Below are 15198 nucleotides of genomic sequence, written 5' to 3' on the forward strand. Positions count from 1 at the left end.
AAAAATACTGTTGCGCTTCCTTTTGGCCATTGTCTTGCTGTTGGTGTTGGCTTCATTGATTCTTTCATTGCCGGCCGTACAGACAAGACTGGGAAAATATGCGACGGATTCACTGAACGAATCCTTCGGTACCAACATCCAGATCGAGCGGGTCAGTGTTTCCCTCTTTAATCTCAACGCTGGACTAAAGGGCATTTATGTGGAGGATTACAAAAAGGACACCTTGATCTATATCCACAAGGTTTCTACCTCCATTTTGAACCTCCGAAATATGGCCAACAACAAAATGGAGTTTGGAGAAATGGAATTGGACGGTCTGGTGTTCAACTTGAAGACTTACGAAGGGGAAAGCGATACCAATTTGGATGTTTTTGTGGATAAATTGGATGATGGAAAACCACGCGACCCCGGAACACCGCCCTTTTTTATGTCCTCGGATGAAATACAAATCCATAATGGCAAGTTCCGTTTGATCGATGAAAATCTGGAGAAGCCGGAAACGCTGAACTTTTCCGAGATAGAGATTACAGCGTCCGATTTTCAAATTTTGGGCCCTGATGTGTCCCTGAAGATCAATGACCTATCCACTTTGGCCAAACGGGGCATCCGTTTGAAAAATTTCGCTGCTGATTTTGCGTACACCAAGGAGCAGATGCGTTTTGATTCCCTTTTTATCAATACGGAACAATCCGAGCTGCAGGGCAATTTGGTGTTCAACTACAATCGTGAAGATTTGGCCAACTTTGTTGACCTCGTCAATATCGACGCCAATTTTACGGATTCCAAGGTAGCACTCAATGAGGTCAATGCCTTTTTTGATGAATTTGGACAGGACAAGATTGTAAACTTTACCGGTAACTTCAGTGGAGTGCTCAACCAATTGCAGGTAGACGATCTGTTTCTTTTTACCGACAACACAGGTATTCGCGGCGATTTTAGGTTCGACAATATTTTTAGCGAGCAGGCACCATTTGTGTTGCGCGGGGATATTGATAATCTTACCTCAAGTTATTATCAATTGCGTAGCATTCTGCCACAAATTTTGGGAAGGAACATCCCAGAGTCTGTACAAAAACTGGGGCAATTTACGGTAAGGGGTGAAACGGAGATCACCGAAACCTCCATTGATGTGACCGTAAACCTGAACACTGCCGTGGGCAGTAGCTACGTAGATCTACAGATGACCAATGTGCAGACGATTGAGGACGCCTCCTACATCGGTTTTATTTCCTTGATCGATTTTAATCTTGGGGAATTTATAGACAATGATAATCTGGGACTGGCCTCCATGGATATGAACGTGGAAGGAAAGGGATTTGTTGCCGAAAGTTTGAATACCGAGGTGTCGGGTGACGTCTACAAATTTGAGTTCAATAACTACGAGTACAACAAAATAAAGGTCACGGGTATTTTGAGAAACCAACTGTTTGACGGTGTCCTGTTGTGCAATGATGAAAATTTCCGATTTGACTTCCAAGGATTGGCCAATTTTGGGCAGCGGGAGAACAAGTTCAATTTTGTGGCAGCGGTGGATTACGCCGATTTAAAGGAGCTCAATTTTATCAACGACAGCATCTCCATCTTCAAAGGGCATGTGGATATGGATATTGAGGGGAACAATTTGGATGATATGGCAGGTCAGCTCCAGTTCACCAACACCACGTATCAAAATGCAAACGACACCTATTATTTTGAGGATTTCAGCGTAACCTCCACTTTTGACCGGGATACCATTCGTACCATAGAGATCAACTCCCCCGATATCATTACAGGCTATATGCGGGGCAATTTTAAGGTGAAGGAATTGGGGCAATTGGTGCAGAACTCTATCGGAAGCATCTACACCAATTATCAACCTTTCAAAATCTCAGGAGGTCAGTATGTGGATTTCAATTTTAAGATCTATAACAAAATTGTGGACGTATTCGTACCTGAGCTTACTTTTGACCCCAATACGTTTATTCGCGGATCTATTCAGGCCGATCAAAGCGATTTTAAGCTCACCTTTAAATCCCCAAGTATCGAGGCTTTTGGGAACGCTTTTGATAATATTGAGCTCAAAATCGACAATAAGAACCCCTTGTTCAATACCTTCGTTTCCGTGGAGGACATGTCCACCGTGTATTACGATATCAAGGATTTTAGCTTGATCAATACCACCTTGAAGGATACCCTGTTCTTTAGAACAGAGTTTAAGGGTGGGAGTGAATACAACGATAGCTACAACCTGAATTTCTACCACACCTTTAATGAAAATAACCGATCGGTGATCGGTCTCAAAAAATCGGATGTCAGCTTCAAGGGCAATACTTGGGTGCTCAATAAGGATGGGAACAGTAAAAACAAGGTCATTTTTAATAGTGCTTTGGACAGTATCCGGATAGAGGACGTAGTGATGGACAACAATAATGAGGAACAGATACGACTTAGGGGGGAGTTTGCCGATTCCACTTATAAGGATTTGAACCTGCAATTTAAATTGGTGTCCCTGGACAAGGTTACACCGGCCATTGACAGTTTGAAAATGAACGGAAAGGTAGATGGCTTTCTGAATATCCTTCAAAAAGATGGCAACTATCTGCCCACCTCCAGCCTAAAAATTGAAAGCTTTAGTGTAAACGACATACGCCTAGGTGATCTGGAGGTCGGTATTTACGGGAATAATGATCTTACCGAATTTGGAGTCAGTACGTGGCTCAACGACAACGGCAAAGAACTCATGAACGTTAACGGGAAGGTAACCAACATCAATAATGTACAGGAGCTGGACCTCAAGGCCAATTTTACCGACTTTGCATTGGAACCTTTCAACCCATTGGGGGAAGATATCATATCCAATATTAGGGGAAGGGTGACCGGCGATGCCACTATCACTGGGAATGTTGAAAATCCATCCATTAACGGTCTGCTGCAATTGAACGATGCTGGAATCGGTATCCCATACCTTAATGTGGACTACGATTTTGCACCCTATTCCCAAGTGCGATTGTTTGATCAGACCTTTTATTTTGAAAACGTACAACTCTCGGACGTAAAGGAAAAGACTACTGCTACCTTGGATGGAACCATTAGCCATACCGGATTTGACGATTGGTATCTCGGTTTGGATGTGGATACCAACAATAATCGCTTTATGATCTTAAATACCGAGTACGATGAAGAATCCTTGTATTACGGCACAGGGTTTATTAATGGTAGTGGAAGTATTTATGGTCCTGTGGACGCTATGACCATTTCGGTGGATGCTACTACGGCCGCCGGAACCTCGCTTAAAATTCCTTTGAGCGATGTGACCAGCGTTGGAGACTACTCCTTCATCAATTTTTTGGAAAAAGGGGAGAACAGTTCATTTGAGGAGGAAAGGGTCTTGGAAGAATACCAAGGACTCGAAATGGCGTTTGATCTTGCCGTTACCCCAGAGGCCGAAGTGGAGATCGTGGTAGATCAAACCACAGGGAGTTCCCTAAAGGGAACCGGGGAAGGTATTTTGTTGATCGAGATCAACACCAATGGTAAATTCAATATGTACGGTGATTTTGTTGTGGTGTCCGGGGAATACAATTTTAAATACGGTGGGGTCATCGATAAAAAGTTCAAGGTGCGTCCTGGTGGCAGTATCTTGTGGGAGCAAGACCCTTTGTCGGCTCAGTTGAATCTGGAAGCAGTGTATTCCCTCAATGCCAATCCGGCTCCCCTTTTGGACAACGCAGGCTTCACAGGTAGGATTCCCACAGAGGTGGTCGTACGGTTGGATGGTGAATTGGAAAGTCCCAATATCAATTTTGGGATTGAATTTCCGGGGACCAATTCGGTGGTACAATCCGAACTGGAATACCGCTTGCAAGATCCCACCATCCTGGAACGCAATGCCTTCTTCCTGTTGGCACAGGGTACTTTCGTAAATCCACAATCCGGGGGAATCAACCAACAGGCCGTAACCGGAAACCTGATACAAACCGCTTCTGGACTTTTCAATCAGATTTTGGCGGGTAACAACGATAAACTCAACTTTGGGGTTTCGTATGAGCAGGGCTATAACGATCCCAATGCCGATATTGCCACAGAAGATAGGATAGGGGTGACCGTGTCTACCCAGCTTTCGGACCGTATCTTGGTCAACGGAAGGGTAGGGGTGCCGGTAGGAGGTGTGTCGGAAACCGTGGTCGCCGGTGATGTGGAAGTCCAGATATTGCTGAACGATGAAGGAACACTGAGCGCTAAAATCTTCAACAGAGAGAACCAAATACAGCAGTTCTTGGCGGAACGGCAAGGGTACACCCAGGGCGTAGGTTTGTCCTATCAGGTAGATTTTGACAGTTTTAGGGAGCTTATGCAAAAGGTGTTCAACAAAAGGGAAAATCCATCCGAAGAAAAGGATCTACCAGAAGCCTTGAATCCCCCAGAACAGGTGATGGGAAAGGATAGTTTGATTCGTTTTTCCGAAAAGCCCGTCAACCTTCCCAATTCCATCCATTAATTTTATATTTTTAAATGTTTTTGTATTAATTTTTTACGAAAACGTTTGAGAAAGTCTTTCAAATCAAATAAATTATCAAGACATTCCAAATTTGGATAAAGTTTCCTAGCTTTGACCTCTTAAAAATTTGAATGGCTTCAGAAATTAAAAAAATAGGCGTTTTTACGTCTGGCGGAGACTCTCCTGGAATGAATGCCGCCATTCGTTCCGTTGTCCGTACCTGTGCATATTTGAACATTGAATGTGTGGGGATTTACAGAGGTTACCAAGGAATGATTGAAGGTGATTTTAAGACCTTGGATGCCCGTAGTGTGAACAACATTATTAATAAGGGAGGTACCATTCTAAAGTCTGCCCGTTGCGACGAATTTAGAACGAAGGAAGGAAGAAAGAAGGCTTACGACCAATTGACCAAGGAAGGCATTCAAGCCTTTGTGGTAATCGGAGGAAATGGAAGTTTCACGGGGGCCCTGCTGTTTACAGAGGAATATAATTTTCCAGTGATAGGAATTCCCGGAACCATCGACAATGATATTCTGGGGTCGTCCTTTACCATTGGTTTCGATACCGCCATCAACACGGTGGTGGATGCCATCGATAAAATACGTGATACGGCCAGTTCCCACAACCGCCTCTTTTTTGTTGAGGTCATGGGAAGGGATGTGGGCCATATCGCACTTAATGCAGGAGTAGGGGCCGGTGCCGAGGAAATATTGATACCGGAGCAAAACTTAGGTCTGGAGCGACTTTTGGATTCCTTAAAACGAAGCAAAGCTTCGGGAAAATCGTCCAGTATCGTAATTGTTGCCGAAGGGGATAAGATTGGTAAAAACGTCTTTGAACTAAAGGAATATGTGGAGCAGCACTTACCGATTTATGATGTAAGAGTGTCCGTGCTGGGGCACATGCAACGAGGTGGGAACCCAACCTGTTTTGATAGGGTATTAGCCAGTAGAATGGGCGTAAAGGCCGTGGAAAGTCTCTTGGAAGGAAAATCAAACCTTATGGTCGGTATTAGGGATACCAAATTGGTGCTGACACCCTTGGCCGAAGCCATCAAGGCACACACAGAAATTGACGAAGAACTCATCAGAGTTTCCGATATAATGACAACTTAATGTAAACACTAAAAAAGTAAACATGTCAAATTTGAAAATAGGAATTAACGGATTCGGTAGAATTGGAAGGTTGGTTTTTAGGGCCACCGTGAACAGGGACAACGTGGATGTTGTTGCCATCAACGACTTGTTGGACGTAGAACACCTTGCATATCTTTTGGAATATGATTCGGTACACGGAAGATTCGATGGTACCATCGAAGTGAAGGATGGTAACTTAATCGTAAACGGAAAAAAAATCAGGGTAACTGCCGAGCGCGACCCTAAAAACTTGAAATGGGACGAAGCCGGTGCGGAAATCGTAGCGGAATGTACAGGTATTTTCACCACTTTGGATATGGCGCAAAGCCACATCGATGGAGGTGCCAAAAAAGTAGTGATCTCTGCTCCGTCCAAGGATGCGCCCATGTTTGTAATGGGAGTAAACCACAAAGATGTTAAAGCTACGGATACCATTATCTCCAACGCTTCTTGTACCACCAACTGTTTGGCACCTATCGCCAAGGTATTGGATGATGCCTTTGGTATCGATGAAGGTTTGATGACAACAGTTCACGCCACAACAGCTACCCAGTTGACTGTGGATGGTCCTTCCAAAAAGGATTATAGAGGAGGTAGAAGTGCCCTTTTGAACATTATCCCTGCTGCTACTGGAGCTGCCAAGGCAGTAACAAAGGTAATTCCATCGTTGGAAGGCAAATTGACGGGTATGGCATTTAGAGTACCTACTGCCGATGTATCTGTGGTGGATTTGACCGTGCGTTTGGCGAAGGAAACTTCTTATGAGGAAATCAAAAAGGCGATGAAAACGGCTGCCGAAGGAGAATTGTCCGGAATTTTGGGCTACACCGATGAGTTGGTGGTGTCCCAAGATTTTGTGGGCGATGTGAGAACTTCCATTTTTGATGCAGATGCTGGAATCGAATTGAACTCCAAGTTCTTCAAAGTGGTTTCTTGGTACGATAACGAAACTGGTTACTCCAATAAATTGGTCGACTTGGCCTTGCACGCAGCAAGTCTTTAATAAATTACCTTAAGTATTATCATTTTGTCCTGAAGAGGATACCCTCCTCTTCAGGATTTTACTATAAAAATCTCGACGTATGATTTTGATTGTGGATAGTGGTGCCACCAAATCGGATTGGATTGCCCTCGACGAAAAAGGGGAGCAGTTATTTGTGACCCAAACTTTGGGCCTTAGCCCAGAAGTGCTGACCAAAGAGGTCATCGAGGATAGGTTGGCGAATAATTTTGAGCTTTCCAAGAACAAGGAAAAAGTACGTCAGTTGTATTTCTATGGTGCTGGATGCGGTACCGATAGGATGAAGAATTTTTTAAAGGCCATCTTTAAGGATTTCTTTCCCAATGCCAAAGCTGAGGTTAGGGAAGACACCTATGCGGCCATTTATTCCACCACCAAGATTGGGAGACAGGGCATCGTTTGCATTTTGGGAACAGGTTCCAATTGCAGTTACTACGATGGTCATCAACTCATCCAAAAAGTTACCTCATTGGGGTATATTTTGATGGATGATGGTAGTGGGAACTTCTTTGGGCGAAAATTGATCCGGGATTATTATTTCCATAAAATGCCCCAGGACCTTGGGATGAAATTTGCCAAGGAATACGACTTGGATGCAGATGTCATCAAGGAACACCTTTACAAACAGCCCAACCCTAACACCTATTTGGCCACTTTTGCCCGTTTCATTATTGAAAACAAGGAGCATCCCTATTGCAAAGGCGTCATCGAAAAAGGATTGCAGCAGTTCGTGAACAACTACATTATGCAATACGAACTGGCCACCAAAGTGCCTGTAAGCTTCGTAGGAAGCATTGCCCACTTTTTGCGTGACGAGTTAACGGCTTGTATTGAGCGCAATGATTTGATTTTGGGGGTAATCCGCCGCAGACCCATTGAAGGTCTGGTGGAATTCCACAGAGAGACTATTTAACGGCAATCATCGATATCTCCACATTCACGAATTTCGGAAGATTGGCAACTTCCACAGTTTCCCTTGCGGGAGCAGTGGCTTCGTCAAAATAGCTTCCGTATACCTCATTGATTTGTGCAAACTGGTTCATATCCTTGATAAAAATCGAGGATTTGATCACATGCTCAAAAGTCATTCCAGCTTCCTCGAGTATCGCTTTTAGGTTTTCCATGGATTGGCGCGTCTCCTTTTGGATGTCCCCCTCTACCAACTCGCCCGTAGCCGGGTCAATCGGAATTTGACCGGAAATGTAAAGTGTATCCTTTATGAGTACGGCTTGGTTGTACGGCCCGATGGGAGCCGGTGCTTTTGTGGTCTGTATGATTTTTTTCATGCATTGGAATTTATGCCAGTGAAGGTAAAAAATAAAGTGGTACGATCAAGGCTGACTTCTGTTTTCCCACTTGATGTCTTTCAACAGGGAACTCTTTATACCAATAAAGAAATACCATCGCTCAAACCTCCCAAACGGAGTCCAGTCGAAACTAAGGTTAAAACTGCCCAAATCCCTTTTAAAAGCGAAACGGGTATCGGCGAATCCTTTGTTCTTCAGATCATAACCAGAATTGAACCCGACTTCCCATTTTGGGGTAAGTGAAATATTCCCGGAGAACATGATGGAGTGGTTGGTAATTTCGTTCTGGCGGTTATTGTTGTTGTAGGAGGCCACATAGGTAAAGCGCGCATCCCACGGTAATTTGTTATTGTACAAAGGCTGCTCTTGGTTGGGGTCGTTGCCCCTATTGCCTCTTCCACGATTGAATTGGGATTGTTCCCCACGAACATCGTCAATGGCAAACGGGTTTTCACTAAAGTCCGACTGTTTTTCCTCATCACTCTTTTCCTTAACTCCACCTTTCTGGAACATTTCGCTGTTCAAGGAAAAGCTGGTATTGATTCGTGCACTGGTCAAACGTGCAATCCCCCCTCCATTATTGATGTTCAAGGTATTGATGCGTCTACCGTTATTGTCAATGGCATAGGGATCAAAGGTAGCGGCAAAGTTGATGGGGACGTTTTTAATGATTTCCGTTGCCCCGCTCATGCTGATAGGGCTTAACTTAAGGGAATCCGCTTCCAAATTATAACTGGCATTGAAGGTGAGGTTGCTCAAAATCTTCACCTTTCTGGGCTCCGTTGCCGTGGAATCCTTGTCACGAACCTTAGCTTCGAGCGAATTCTGGAGCGAAAAGCTAATGGAACTACCCCTGTTCAATGATGGCCGGCCATAAAGACTGGTTTCAAATGGGGTGTATTGTACCTCTTCACCTTCTCCGTTGGTGTAGGATTCATAAAATTGTTCAAAGGAAGGCGTGTATCCATAGCTGATGGAAGGTCGCATTACGTGGCGCAAGGCCTGTACTTTTTTGTCTTCCCCAAAATTCCATGTTCCATATAAGGTAGTGCCGATACTGGTACCCAAACTATAACGGTTGAATCGGTCGAAACCCGGAATGGTATCGGTAACCACAAGTCCGGATTCTTCATCAAACTCGCGTCGGATGGTTTCCAAGGCCCACACATCTTCATAGTTTCCGCTTAGACTAACGCTGAGGTACTTGGCCAATTTAAAGTTTGTCGCTATGGGAATTCGGTGTCGCGCACCCACTCGCGCATCATCGAACATACCACTTTTAAAAAATTCCTCTTCCGTGGTGGTGATGCTATTTTGGGCGTTTACATCGTACTGAAAGTTGATATTTTGAAAAACACCCTTTTTGGGTTCATCACGTTTGGCAAAGGGAAAAATACGCTCCATGCTTGCTTGGAATGTGGGCAAGGACATGTTGATGGTCTGCGTACGTGAGTTTTGTGTATGACTGAGCGTAATACTGGTATTCACCGAAGGGTATTCGGGAAACGTTTTGGAATAACTTATGGAGGAGGCAAAGGTGTTGGTCTGCGTATTGTTCCGGTTTACCTGGTTCAAGGAGTTGGTAAAGAACTGACTGGAGCCCAAATTCACCGAGGCCGAAAAGCGGGAATTGGGACTTGCCTTGGTATCCTGCGAATGCGAAATACGAATGTTATAGTTGCTCGTTCGACTGTAATCATCAAAACCTCTTTGGCTGGTCACCAAATTTTCATAACTGATATTGATATTGCCGCTGTATTTGTAACGTTTGGTGTAAACGGACCTTCCCTGAAACCCGTAACTCCCGTTGGTATAGTAATCCCCCGTAATACTGAGATCTACATAATCGCTGATAGGAAGATAGTACCCCCCGTTCTGGATAAAATACCCCCTTCTCGGGTCGTTACCAAAGGTAGGGAACAGGATACCGGCCACCCTGCCCGTGGTCAACGGGAAATAGGCAAATGGCATGGCAATAGGGGTGGGTACGTCTACGATGTACATATTGCTGTACCCGGCAATGATTTTCTTTTTGGGTACAAATTTGGCCTTTCGTACACGGATGTAGTAATCGGGGTTCACCGTATCGTTGGAGGTGGTCAGTTTACCCTCGTTCAAAAAGTAGACCGAGTCGTTCTCTTTTTTGGTCTTTTCGGCATACACCTTCATGGCGTCGCTCCCCAGTTGCCCCAATCCGGCTTGTTGCTCCGTCCTCGAGTTCCATATCAGTGCTTTTTGGGTGTCAAAATTAAAACGGATGGAATCCGGTCGCACCTCATTGTCGCCCTGCTTAAAAAAGGGAAGTTGGGAATAGTTGCCCAAGGAATCCTTCATACGGCCGGCATAGACCTCATTTTTTACGTAATCCATAACGATAACGCCAGCCTTCAGTTCCGTATCCTGATAGTAAATTTCCGCTTCGTCGTACAAGTAAATTTTGTTGTCCTTTTGACTCAGCTTGACATAATCCTTGGCCTTATATTTGATTTTGTCCAACAACAAAGGCTGTTTTTTTGGCACGGTATCTGTGTTTGTGGTGTCGGTTCTAATGGAATCGTTTAGGATGTTCGGAGGCAACAAAGGAGCGAAAATGGTATCCTTCACAGCCTTGATGGGCAAGGGCGTAATAGGGTCCTCCTGAGCACTTAAGGTAGCGATACCACAAAGAAGAACAAATAGGAAAAGTAAAAAATGTTTATTTGGTTGCAACGTGATAAATCCTATTTTTGTACAGGTCGGCTCAGTTTTGGGGTCAAACTTACATATATTTTTTGTTCTACTTATTGGTGATTACGATATTTTTAACCAATAGCGAACACTATAATTACACAGTTCTTATGAATAAAAGTCGGTTGACATTTTTAGTATTTCTTTTGCTGGTCTTTCCTTTGACCTCTTTTCACAAAAATGATACCGAGGTAAGGCCCAAAGATAAATTTATTGTGGTCTTGGACGCTGGTCACGGCGGACACGACCCTGGAAACATTGGGAACGGCTACTTGGAAAAGGAAATTGCCCTGGCCATTGTTTTGAAAATTGGGGAGGAGCTAAAAAAACACCCAGATATAAAAGTCATTTATACGAGGGATGACGATACTTTTGTCGATTTGTTCGAACGGGGCGAAATTGCCAATCAGGCGAATGCGGATTTATTTGTATCCGTCCATTGCAATGCCCATAACTCGGATGCCTACGGGGCGGAAACCTATGTGCTGGGGTTGCATGCCAATCGACAAAATTTTGAGGTGGCCAAAAAGGAAAACTCCGTAATCTACTTGGAGGATGATTATGAGCAGCGATATGCGGAGTACGATATCAATTCCCCCGAATCCGTGATTGGATTGACCATTATGCAGGAGGAGTTCTTGGACCAGAGTATTCTGTTGGGAAAAAAGCTTCAGGATAATTTTACCGTAAAGCTCAAACGTAAGGACAGAAAAGTAAAGCAGGCCGGTTTTATTGTACTGCATCAGACCTTTATGCCCAGTGTATTGGTAGAGGTAGGCTTTTTATCCAACAAAAGCGAAGGAAGTTACCTTAACTCCAAAAAGGGGCAGAGCGAGATGGGAACGGCGATTGCAAGTGCGGTCTTGGCCTACAAAGAAGAAATGGGCTATGCAGTGGCTCCGGTGGCAGAGAGTCTTAAGGTGGAAGATACCCCGGTAGCGGTGGATATTCCCAAGGAGACCACGGAACAATCTACTACTGTTGCCGACAAGCAACCGGAAGAAAAAACAAAGCAGACGGAACCACAGACCAAAGCACCTGTAGAAAGTACAGGGGTAATCTTTAAGGTCCAGTTGATGGCCAGTGGAAAAACCATACCGTTGGACGCCAAGAACTTTAACGGTTTGGACCAGTTATCCAAAGAACCTTATAAGAATATGTATCGATATATGTACGGTAATGCCAGTACCTACGAAGAAGCCAAGCAGTTGAAGAAAAACGCCGATGCCAAAGGGTATACCACATCATACATCGTGGCATACAAGAATGGGGCAAGGGTGCCAGTTTCAGCCGCGTTGAAGTAGCGATGCTTCAAATGGTCTCTTGAGAAAATTATTCCTAATTTTGTTTAAATCATAAACCGAATCTTTTGAAACTATCCAGGGAAATCAAAACTGGGATTATCGTAGTCGCTGGAATCGTAGCCTTCTTGTTTGGGCTTAGCTACTTAAAATCCTCTCCACTCTTTGAGAACAATAAAACGTTTTATGCCGTTTACGATGATGTAGGTGGTTTACAGCCCGGCACCCAAGTGTCTATCAATGGTTTCAATGTGGGCAATGTGACCGATATCCGTTTTAAGGATAGCTCGGGAAAATTATTGGTGACCTTAACGGTAACCAATAAGTTCGAATTTTCCAAAAACAGTATAGCTGAGCTGTTTGACACTGGTATCATCGGTGGAAAGGGCCTTCAGATTGTTCCCGTGTTCGATGATGGCCCAAAAGCCCAATCGGGAGATACCTTACCATCAAAAATAAAACCGGGCCTTACCGAATTGGTACAGCAAAAACTGACACCGCTTCAAATGAAAGTGGAAGGTGCGGTCTCTAATGCCGATTCATTGCTGATGAACGTAAACCAAATATTGGATGACCCCACCAAAAAACAGCTTCAAGAGGCCATAGTTTCCATGAACCAATTGGTGGGTTCCTTTAAGGCCAGTGCCGATAATCTAAATGTACTGCTCGAAAACAACAAAACCCAGTTGGACAGTTCTTTGAAGAACGTGAACCATATCACTTCCAATTTCTCCAAACTCTCCGATTCGTTGGTCAATGCCGATTTAGGAAAAACTTTGGCCGAGTTTCAAGGCACGGTGAGCAAGCTGAACGGTATTTTGGCCAAAATAGAGGAAGGTGAAGGCTCCTTGGGGAAATTGCACAAGGATGATGCACTGTACAATAATCTAGCCGAAGCCTCTAGGGAATTGGACTTGCTTTTACAAGACTTTAGACTGAACCCGAAACGTTACGTCAATGTTTCCGTTTTCGGCAAAAAACAAAAAGAGTACACACTACCGGCGGATGATCCCGCAGAACAGGAGAATCCAAACGAACCAAAAGAAAATAACTAATGGAATACGTGCCCAATATTTTATTTGCCCTGGCCCTGATCGCGGGCATTGGTTTTTTTGTTCGAAATGTCAAAAAATTGACCCGGAACATTAAACTGGGCAAGGACGTCGATGTAAGCGACAACAAAGCACAACGCTGGAAAAACATGGCAAGAATCGCCCTGGGGCAGACCAAGATGGTCGTTAGGCCGATTGCAGGTATCATGCATGTTATTGTTTATGTGGGCTTTATTATCATCAATATAGAGGTGCTGGAAATTATCCTCGATGGACTTCTGGGAACACATCGGCTGTTCTCTCCTTTGGGTTCTGTGTACAACTTTTTGATAGGTTCCTTCGAAATTCTGGCCCTTTTGGTAATCGTGGCCGTAATCGTTTTTTGGGTGCGACGGAACATCATCCGTATCCAACGCTTCATCAAACCGGAAATGAAGGGATGGCCCAAAACCGATGGGAACTTGATTCTGTATATCGAATTGGTACTGATGGTTTTGTTCCTTACCATGAATGCTGCCGATTTTCAATTGCAGCAGATGGGTGCGGAGCACTACAATAGGGCAGGAGCTTTCCCGGTAAGCCAATTTTTGCTGCCGCTACTGGAAGGACTTTCGGAATCCTCTTTGATTTTGGTGGAAAGAACGGCATGGTGGCTACATATTTTGGGCATCTTGGCATTTTTGAATTACCTCTATTACTCAAAGCATTTACATATCCTTTTGGCATTTCCCAACACCTATTATGGAAGGGTCAAGCCACAGGGACAGTTCAATAACCTGGCATCCGTTACCAAGGAAGTAAAATTGATGATGGATCCCGATGCGGACCCCTTTGCGGCTCCTGCGGAAGAGGACACTACAGAGGAACCGGAAAAATTTGGGGCTTCCGATGTGATGGATCTGAATTGGGTGCAATTGCTCAATGCATATACCTGCACTGAATGTGGTCGATGTACTTCCGAATGCCCGGCCAATCAGACCGGTAAAAAGCTGTCGCCCCGAAAAATCATGATGGATACCCGCGACCGTTTGGAGGAAGTGGGCAAAAATATGGATGCCAACAAGGGAGAGTTTGTTCCGGACGGCAAACAGTTATTGGACGATTACATAACCCGTGAGGAACTTTGGGCCTGTACCACCTGCAACGCCTGTGTGGAAGCATGTCCGGTGAGCATAGATCCGTTGTCCATTATTGTGGAAATGCGAAGATATTTGGTAATGGAGCAGTCCGCAGCCCCAATGGAACTGAACAATATGATGTCCAATATCGAGAACAATGGAGCCCCATGGCCCTACAATCAAATGGACCGGTTGAATTGGGTAAACGAATAAAAAAAGCACTATGAGCGAGCAATTGAAGGTAAAGACCATGCAGGAGTTTATGGCAGAAGGCAAACAGCCCGAAATATTGTTTTGGGTGGGCTCTGCTGGAAGTTACGACGACCGCGCCAAAAAGATTACCCGTGCCTTTGTGAAATTATTGAACAAGGCCAATGTTGATTTTGCTGTATTGGGAACAGAAGAGAGTTCCACAGGCGATGTGGCCAAACGTGCTGGCAATGAATTTTTATTCCAAATGCAGGCCATGATGAACATCGAGCTTTTGAACGGTTACGAAATCAAGCGTATCGTTACCTGTGACCCACATTCCTTCAATACCATTAAAAATGAATACCCGGAACTGGGAGGGAACTACGAGGTGCTGCACCACACCCAATACTTGAAAGAGCTTATCGATAACGGACGTTTGACAATGGATGGTGATGGCTACAAAGGAAAACGCATCACTTTTCACGACCCCTGCTATTTGGGGCGTGCCAATTCCGTTTTTGATGCGCCACGCGAACTGCTCACCAAGACCAAAGCCGATGTAGTGGAGATGAAACGATTCAAAAAAACGGCCCTATGTTGTGGTGCAGGGGGAGCGCAAATGTTCAAAGAGCCCGAAAAAGGCGATATGGACATCAATGTGATGCGGACCAAGGATGCCCTGGAAACCAAGGCACAGATTATCGCAACAGGATGCCCGTACTGCAATACCATGATGACGGACGGTATCAAAGCCCACGAAAAAGAGGACAGCGTTACGGTTCTGGATGTTGCCGAGGTATTGGCCAATTCACAAGGATTGTAAGAAATAGAAAGAATGAATCGGGTCAAAAAGGAAAGACCTAT

General features: G+C 44.5%; 10 protein-coding genes. 8 read left to right on the plus strand and 2 right to left on the minus strand.

Annotated features, from left to right (window positions below; all coding sequences use genetic code 11):
- The first annotated feature begins 10 nt into the window (after window positions 1-10).
- From GGE08_RS10095 to GGE08_RS10110, 4 genes are all read left to right on the plus strand, one after another.
- Window positions 11-4477 carry a translocation/assembly module TamB domain-containing protein gene (locus tag GGE08_RS10095; protein WP_179384768.1) on the plus strand — a complete coding sequence of 1489 codons (4467 nt, stop codon included), beginning with the start codon at window positions 11-13 and terminating at the stop codon, window positions 4475-4477.
- Window positions 4478-4608: 131 nt separating this feature from the next.
- Window positions 4609-5595 carry a 6-phosphofructokinase gene (gene pfkA, locus GGE08_RS10100; RefSeq protein WP_179384769.1) on the plus strand — a complete coding sequence of 329 codons (987 nt, stop codon included), beginning with the start codon at window positions 4609-4611 and terminating at the stop codon, window positions 5593-5595.
- A gap of 22 nt (window positions 5596-5617) precedes the next feature.
- Window positions 5618-6619: a type I glyceraldehyde-3-phosphate dehydrogenase gene (gene gap / locus GGE08_RS10105; RefSeq protein WP_179384770.1), complete on the plus strand. Its 1002-nt coding sequence runs from the start codon at window positions 5618-5620 to the stop codon at window positions 6617-6619.
- Window positions 6620-6698: 79 nt separating this feature from the next.
- Window positions 6699-7550 carry an N-acetylglucosamine kinase gene (locus GGE08_RS10110; RefSeq protein ID WP_179384771.1) on the plus strand — a complete coding sequence of 284 codons (852 nt, stop codon included), beginning with the start codon at window positions 6699-6701 and terminating at the stop codon, window positions 7548-7550.
- On the opposite strand, the gene GGE08_RS10115 is transcribed toward GGE08_RS10110, so the two are convergent.
- Together GGE08_RS10115 and GGE08_RS10120 are read right to left on the minus strand one after the other, a co-directional pair.
- Window positions 7543-7923, minus strand: coding sequence for a RidA family protein (locus GGE08_RS10115; RefSeq protein WP_179384772.1), 381 nt, complete (start codon window positions 7921-7923; stop codon window positions 7543-7545). The two genes, GGE08_RS10110 and GGE08_RS10115, sit on opposite strands and share 8 nt — an antisense overlap.
- A 45-nt stretch (window positions 7924-7968) precedes the next feature.
- On the minus strand, window positions 7969-10653 hold the full coding sequence (locus GGE08_RS10120; RefSeq protein WP_179384773.1) for a putative LPS assembly protein LptD: 2685 nt from the start codon (window positions 10651-10653) through the stop codon (window positions 7969-7971).
- A gap of 128 nt (window positions 10654-10781) precedes the next feature.
- Here GGE08_RS10120 and GGE08_RS10125 point away from each other — a divergent pair, with 128 nt between their 5' ends.
- The 4 genes from GGE08_RS10125 (at window position 10782) to GGE08_RS10140 (ending at window position 15157) form a co-directional block, all read left to right on the plus strand.
- A complete protein-coding gene (locus GGE08_RS10125; protein ID WP_179384774.1) occupies window positions 10782-11975 on the plus strand; it encodes an N-acetylmuramoyl-L-alanine amidase in 1194 nt (397 codons plus the stop codon).
- Window positions 11976-12040: 65 nt separating this feature from the next.
- A complete protein-coding gene (locus GGE08_RS10130) occupies window positions 12041-13027 on the plus strand; it encodes an MlaD family protein (protein WP_179384775.1) in 987 nt (328 codons plus the stop codon).
- Window positions 13027-14355, plus strand: coding sequence for a (Fe-S)-binding protein (locus tag GGE08_RS10135; protein WP_179384776.1), 1329 nt, complete (start codon window positions 13027-13029; stop codon window positions 14353-14355). Before GGE08_RS10130 ends, GGE08_RS10135 begins: the two co-directional genes overlap by 1 nt.
- 10 nt (window positions 14356-14365) lie before the next feature.
- Window positions 14366-15157: a (Fe-S)-binding protein gene (locus GGE08_RS10140; RefSeq protein ID WP_179384777.1), complete on the plus strand. Its 792-nt coding sequence runs from the start codon at window positions 14366-14368 to the stop codon at window positions 15155-15157.
- The last annotated feature ends 41 nt before the right edge of the window (window positions 15158-15198 follow it).

Origin of the sequence: Allomuricauda sp. ARW1Y1 (assembly GCF_013407935.1) — a bacterium.
Taxonomy (GTDB): Bacteria; Bacteroidota; Bacteroidia; order Flavobacteriales; family Flavobacteriaceae; genus Flagellimonas.

Excerpts from the sequence above, each read along its gene's own strand:
- GGE08_RS10135 (WP_179384776.1), top strand. The coding sequence starts at position 13,027 with ATGGAATACGTGCCCAATATTTTATTTGCCCTGGCCCTGATCGCGGGC.
- pfkA (WP_179384769.1), top strand. The coding sequence starts at position 4,609 with ATGGCTTCAGAAATTAAAAAAATAGGCGTTTTTACGTCTGGCGGAGAC.
- GGE08_RS10110 (WP_179384771.1), top strand. The coding sequence starts at position 6,699 with ATGATTTTGATTGTGGATAGTGGTGCCACCAAATCGGATTGGATTGCC.
- GGE08_RS10140 (WP_179384777.1), top strand. The coding sequence starts at position 14,366 with ATGAGCGAGCAATTGAAGGTAAAGACCATGCAGGAGTTTATGGCAGAA.
- GGE08_RS10125 (WP_179384774.1), top strand. The coding sequence starts at position 10,782 with ATGAATAAAAGTCGGTTGACATTTTTAGTATTTCTTTTGCTGGTCTTT.
- gap (WP_179384770.1), top strand. The coding sequence starts at position 5,618 with ATGTCAAATTTGAAAATAGGAATTAACGGATTCGGTAGAATTGGAAGG.
- GGE08_RS10115 (WP_179384772.1), bottom strand. The coding sequence starts at position 7,923 with ATGAAAAAAATCATACAGACCACAAAAGCACCGGCTCCCATCGGGCCG.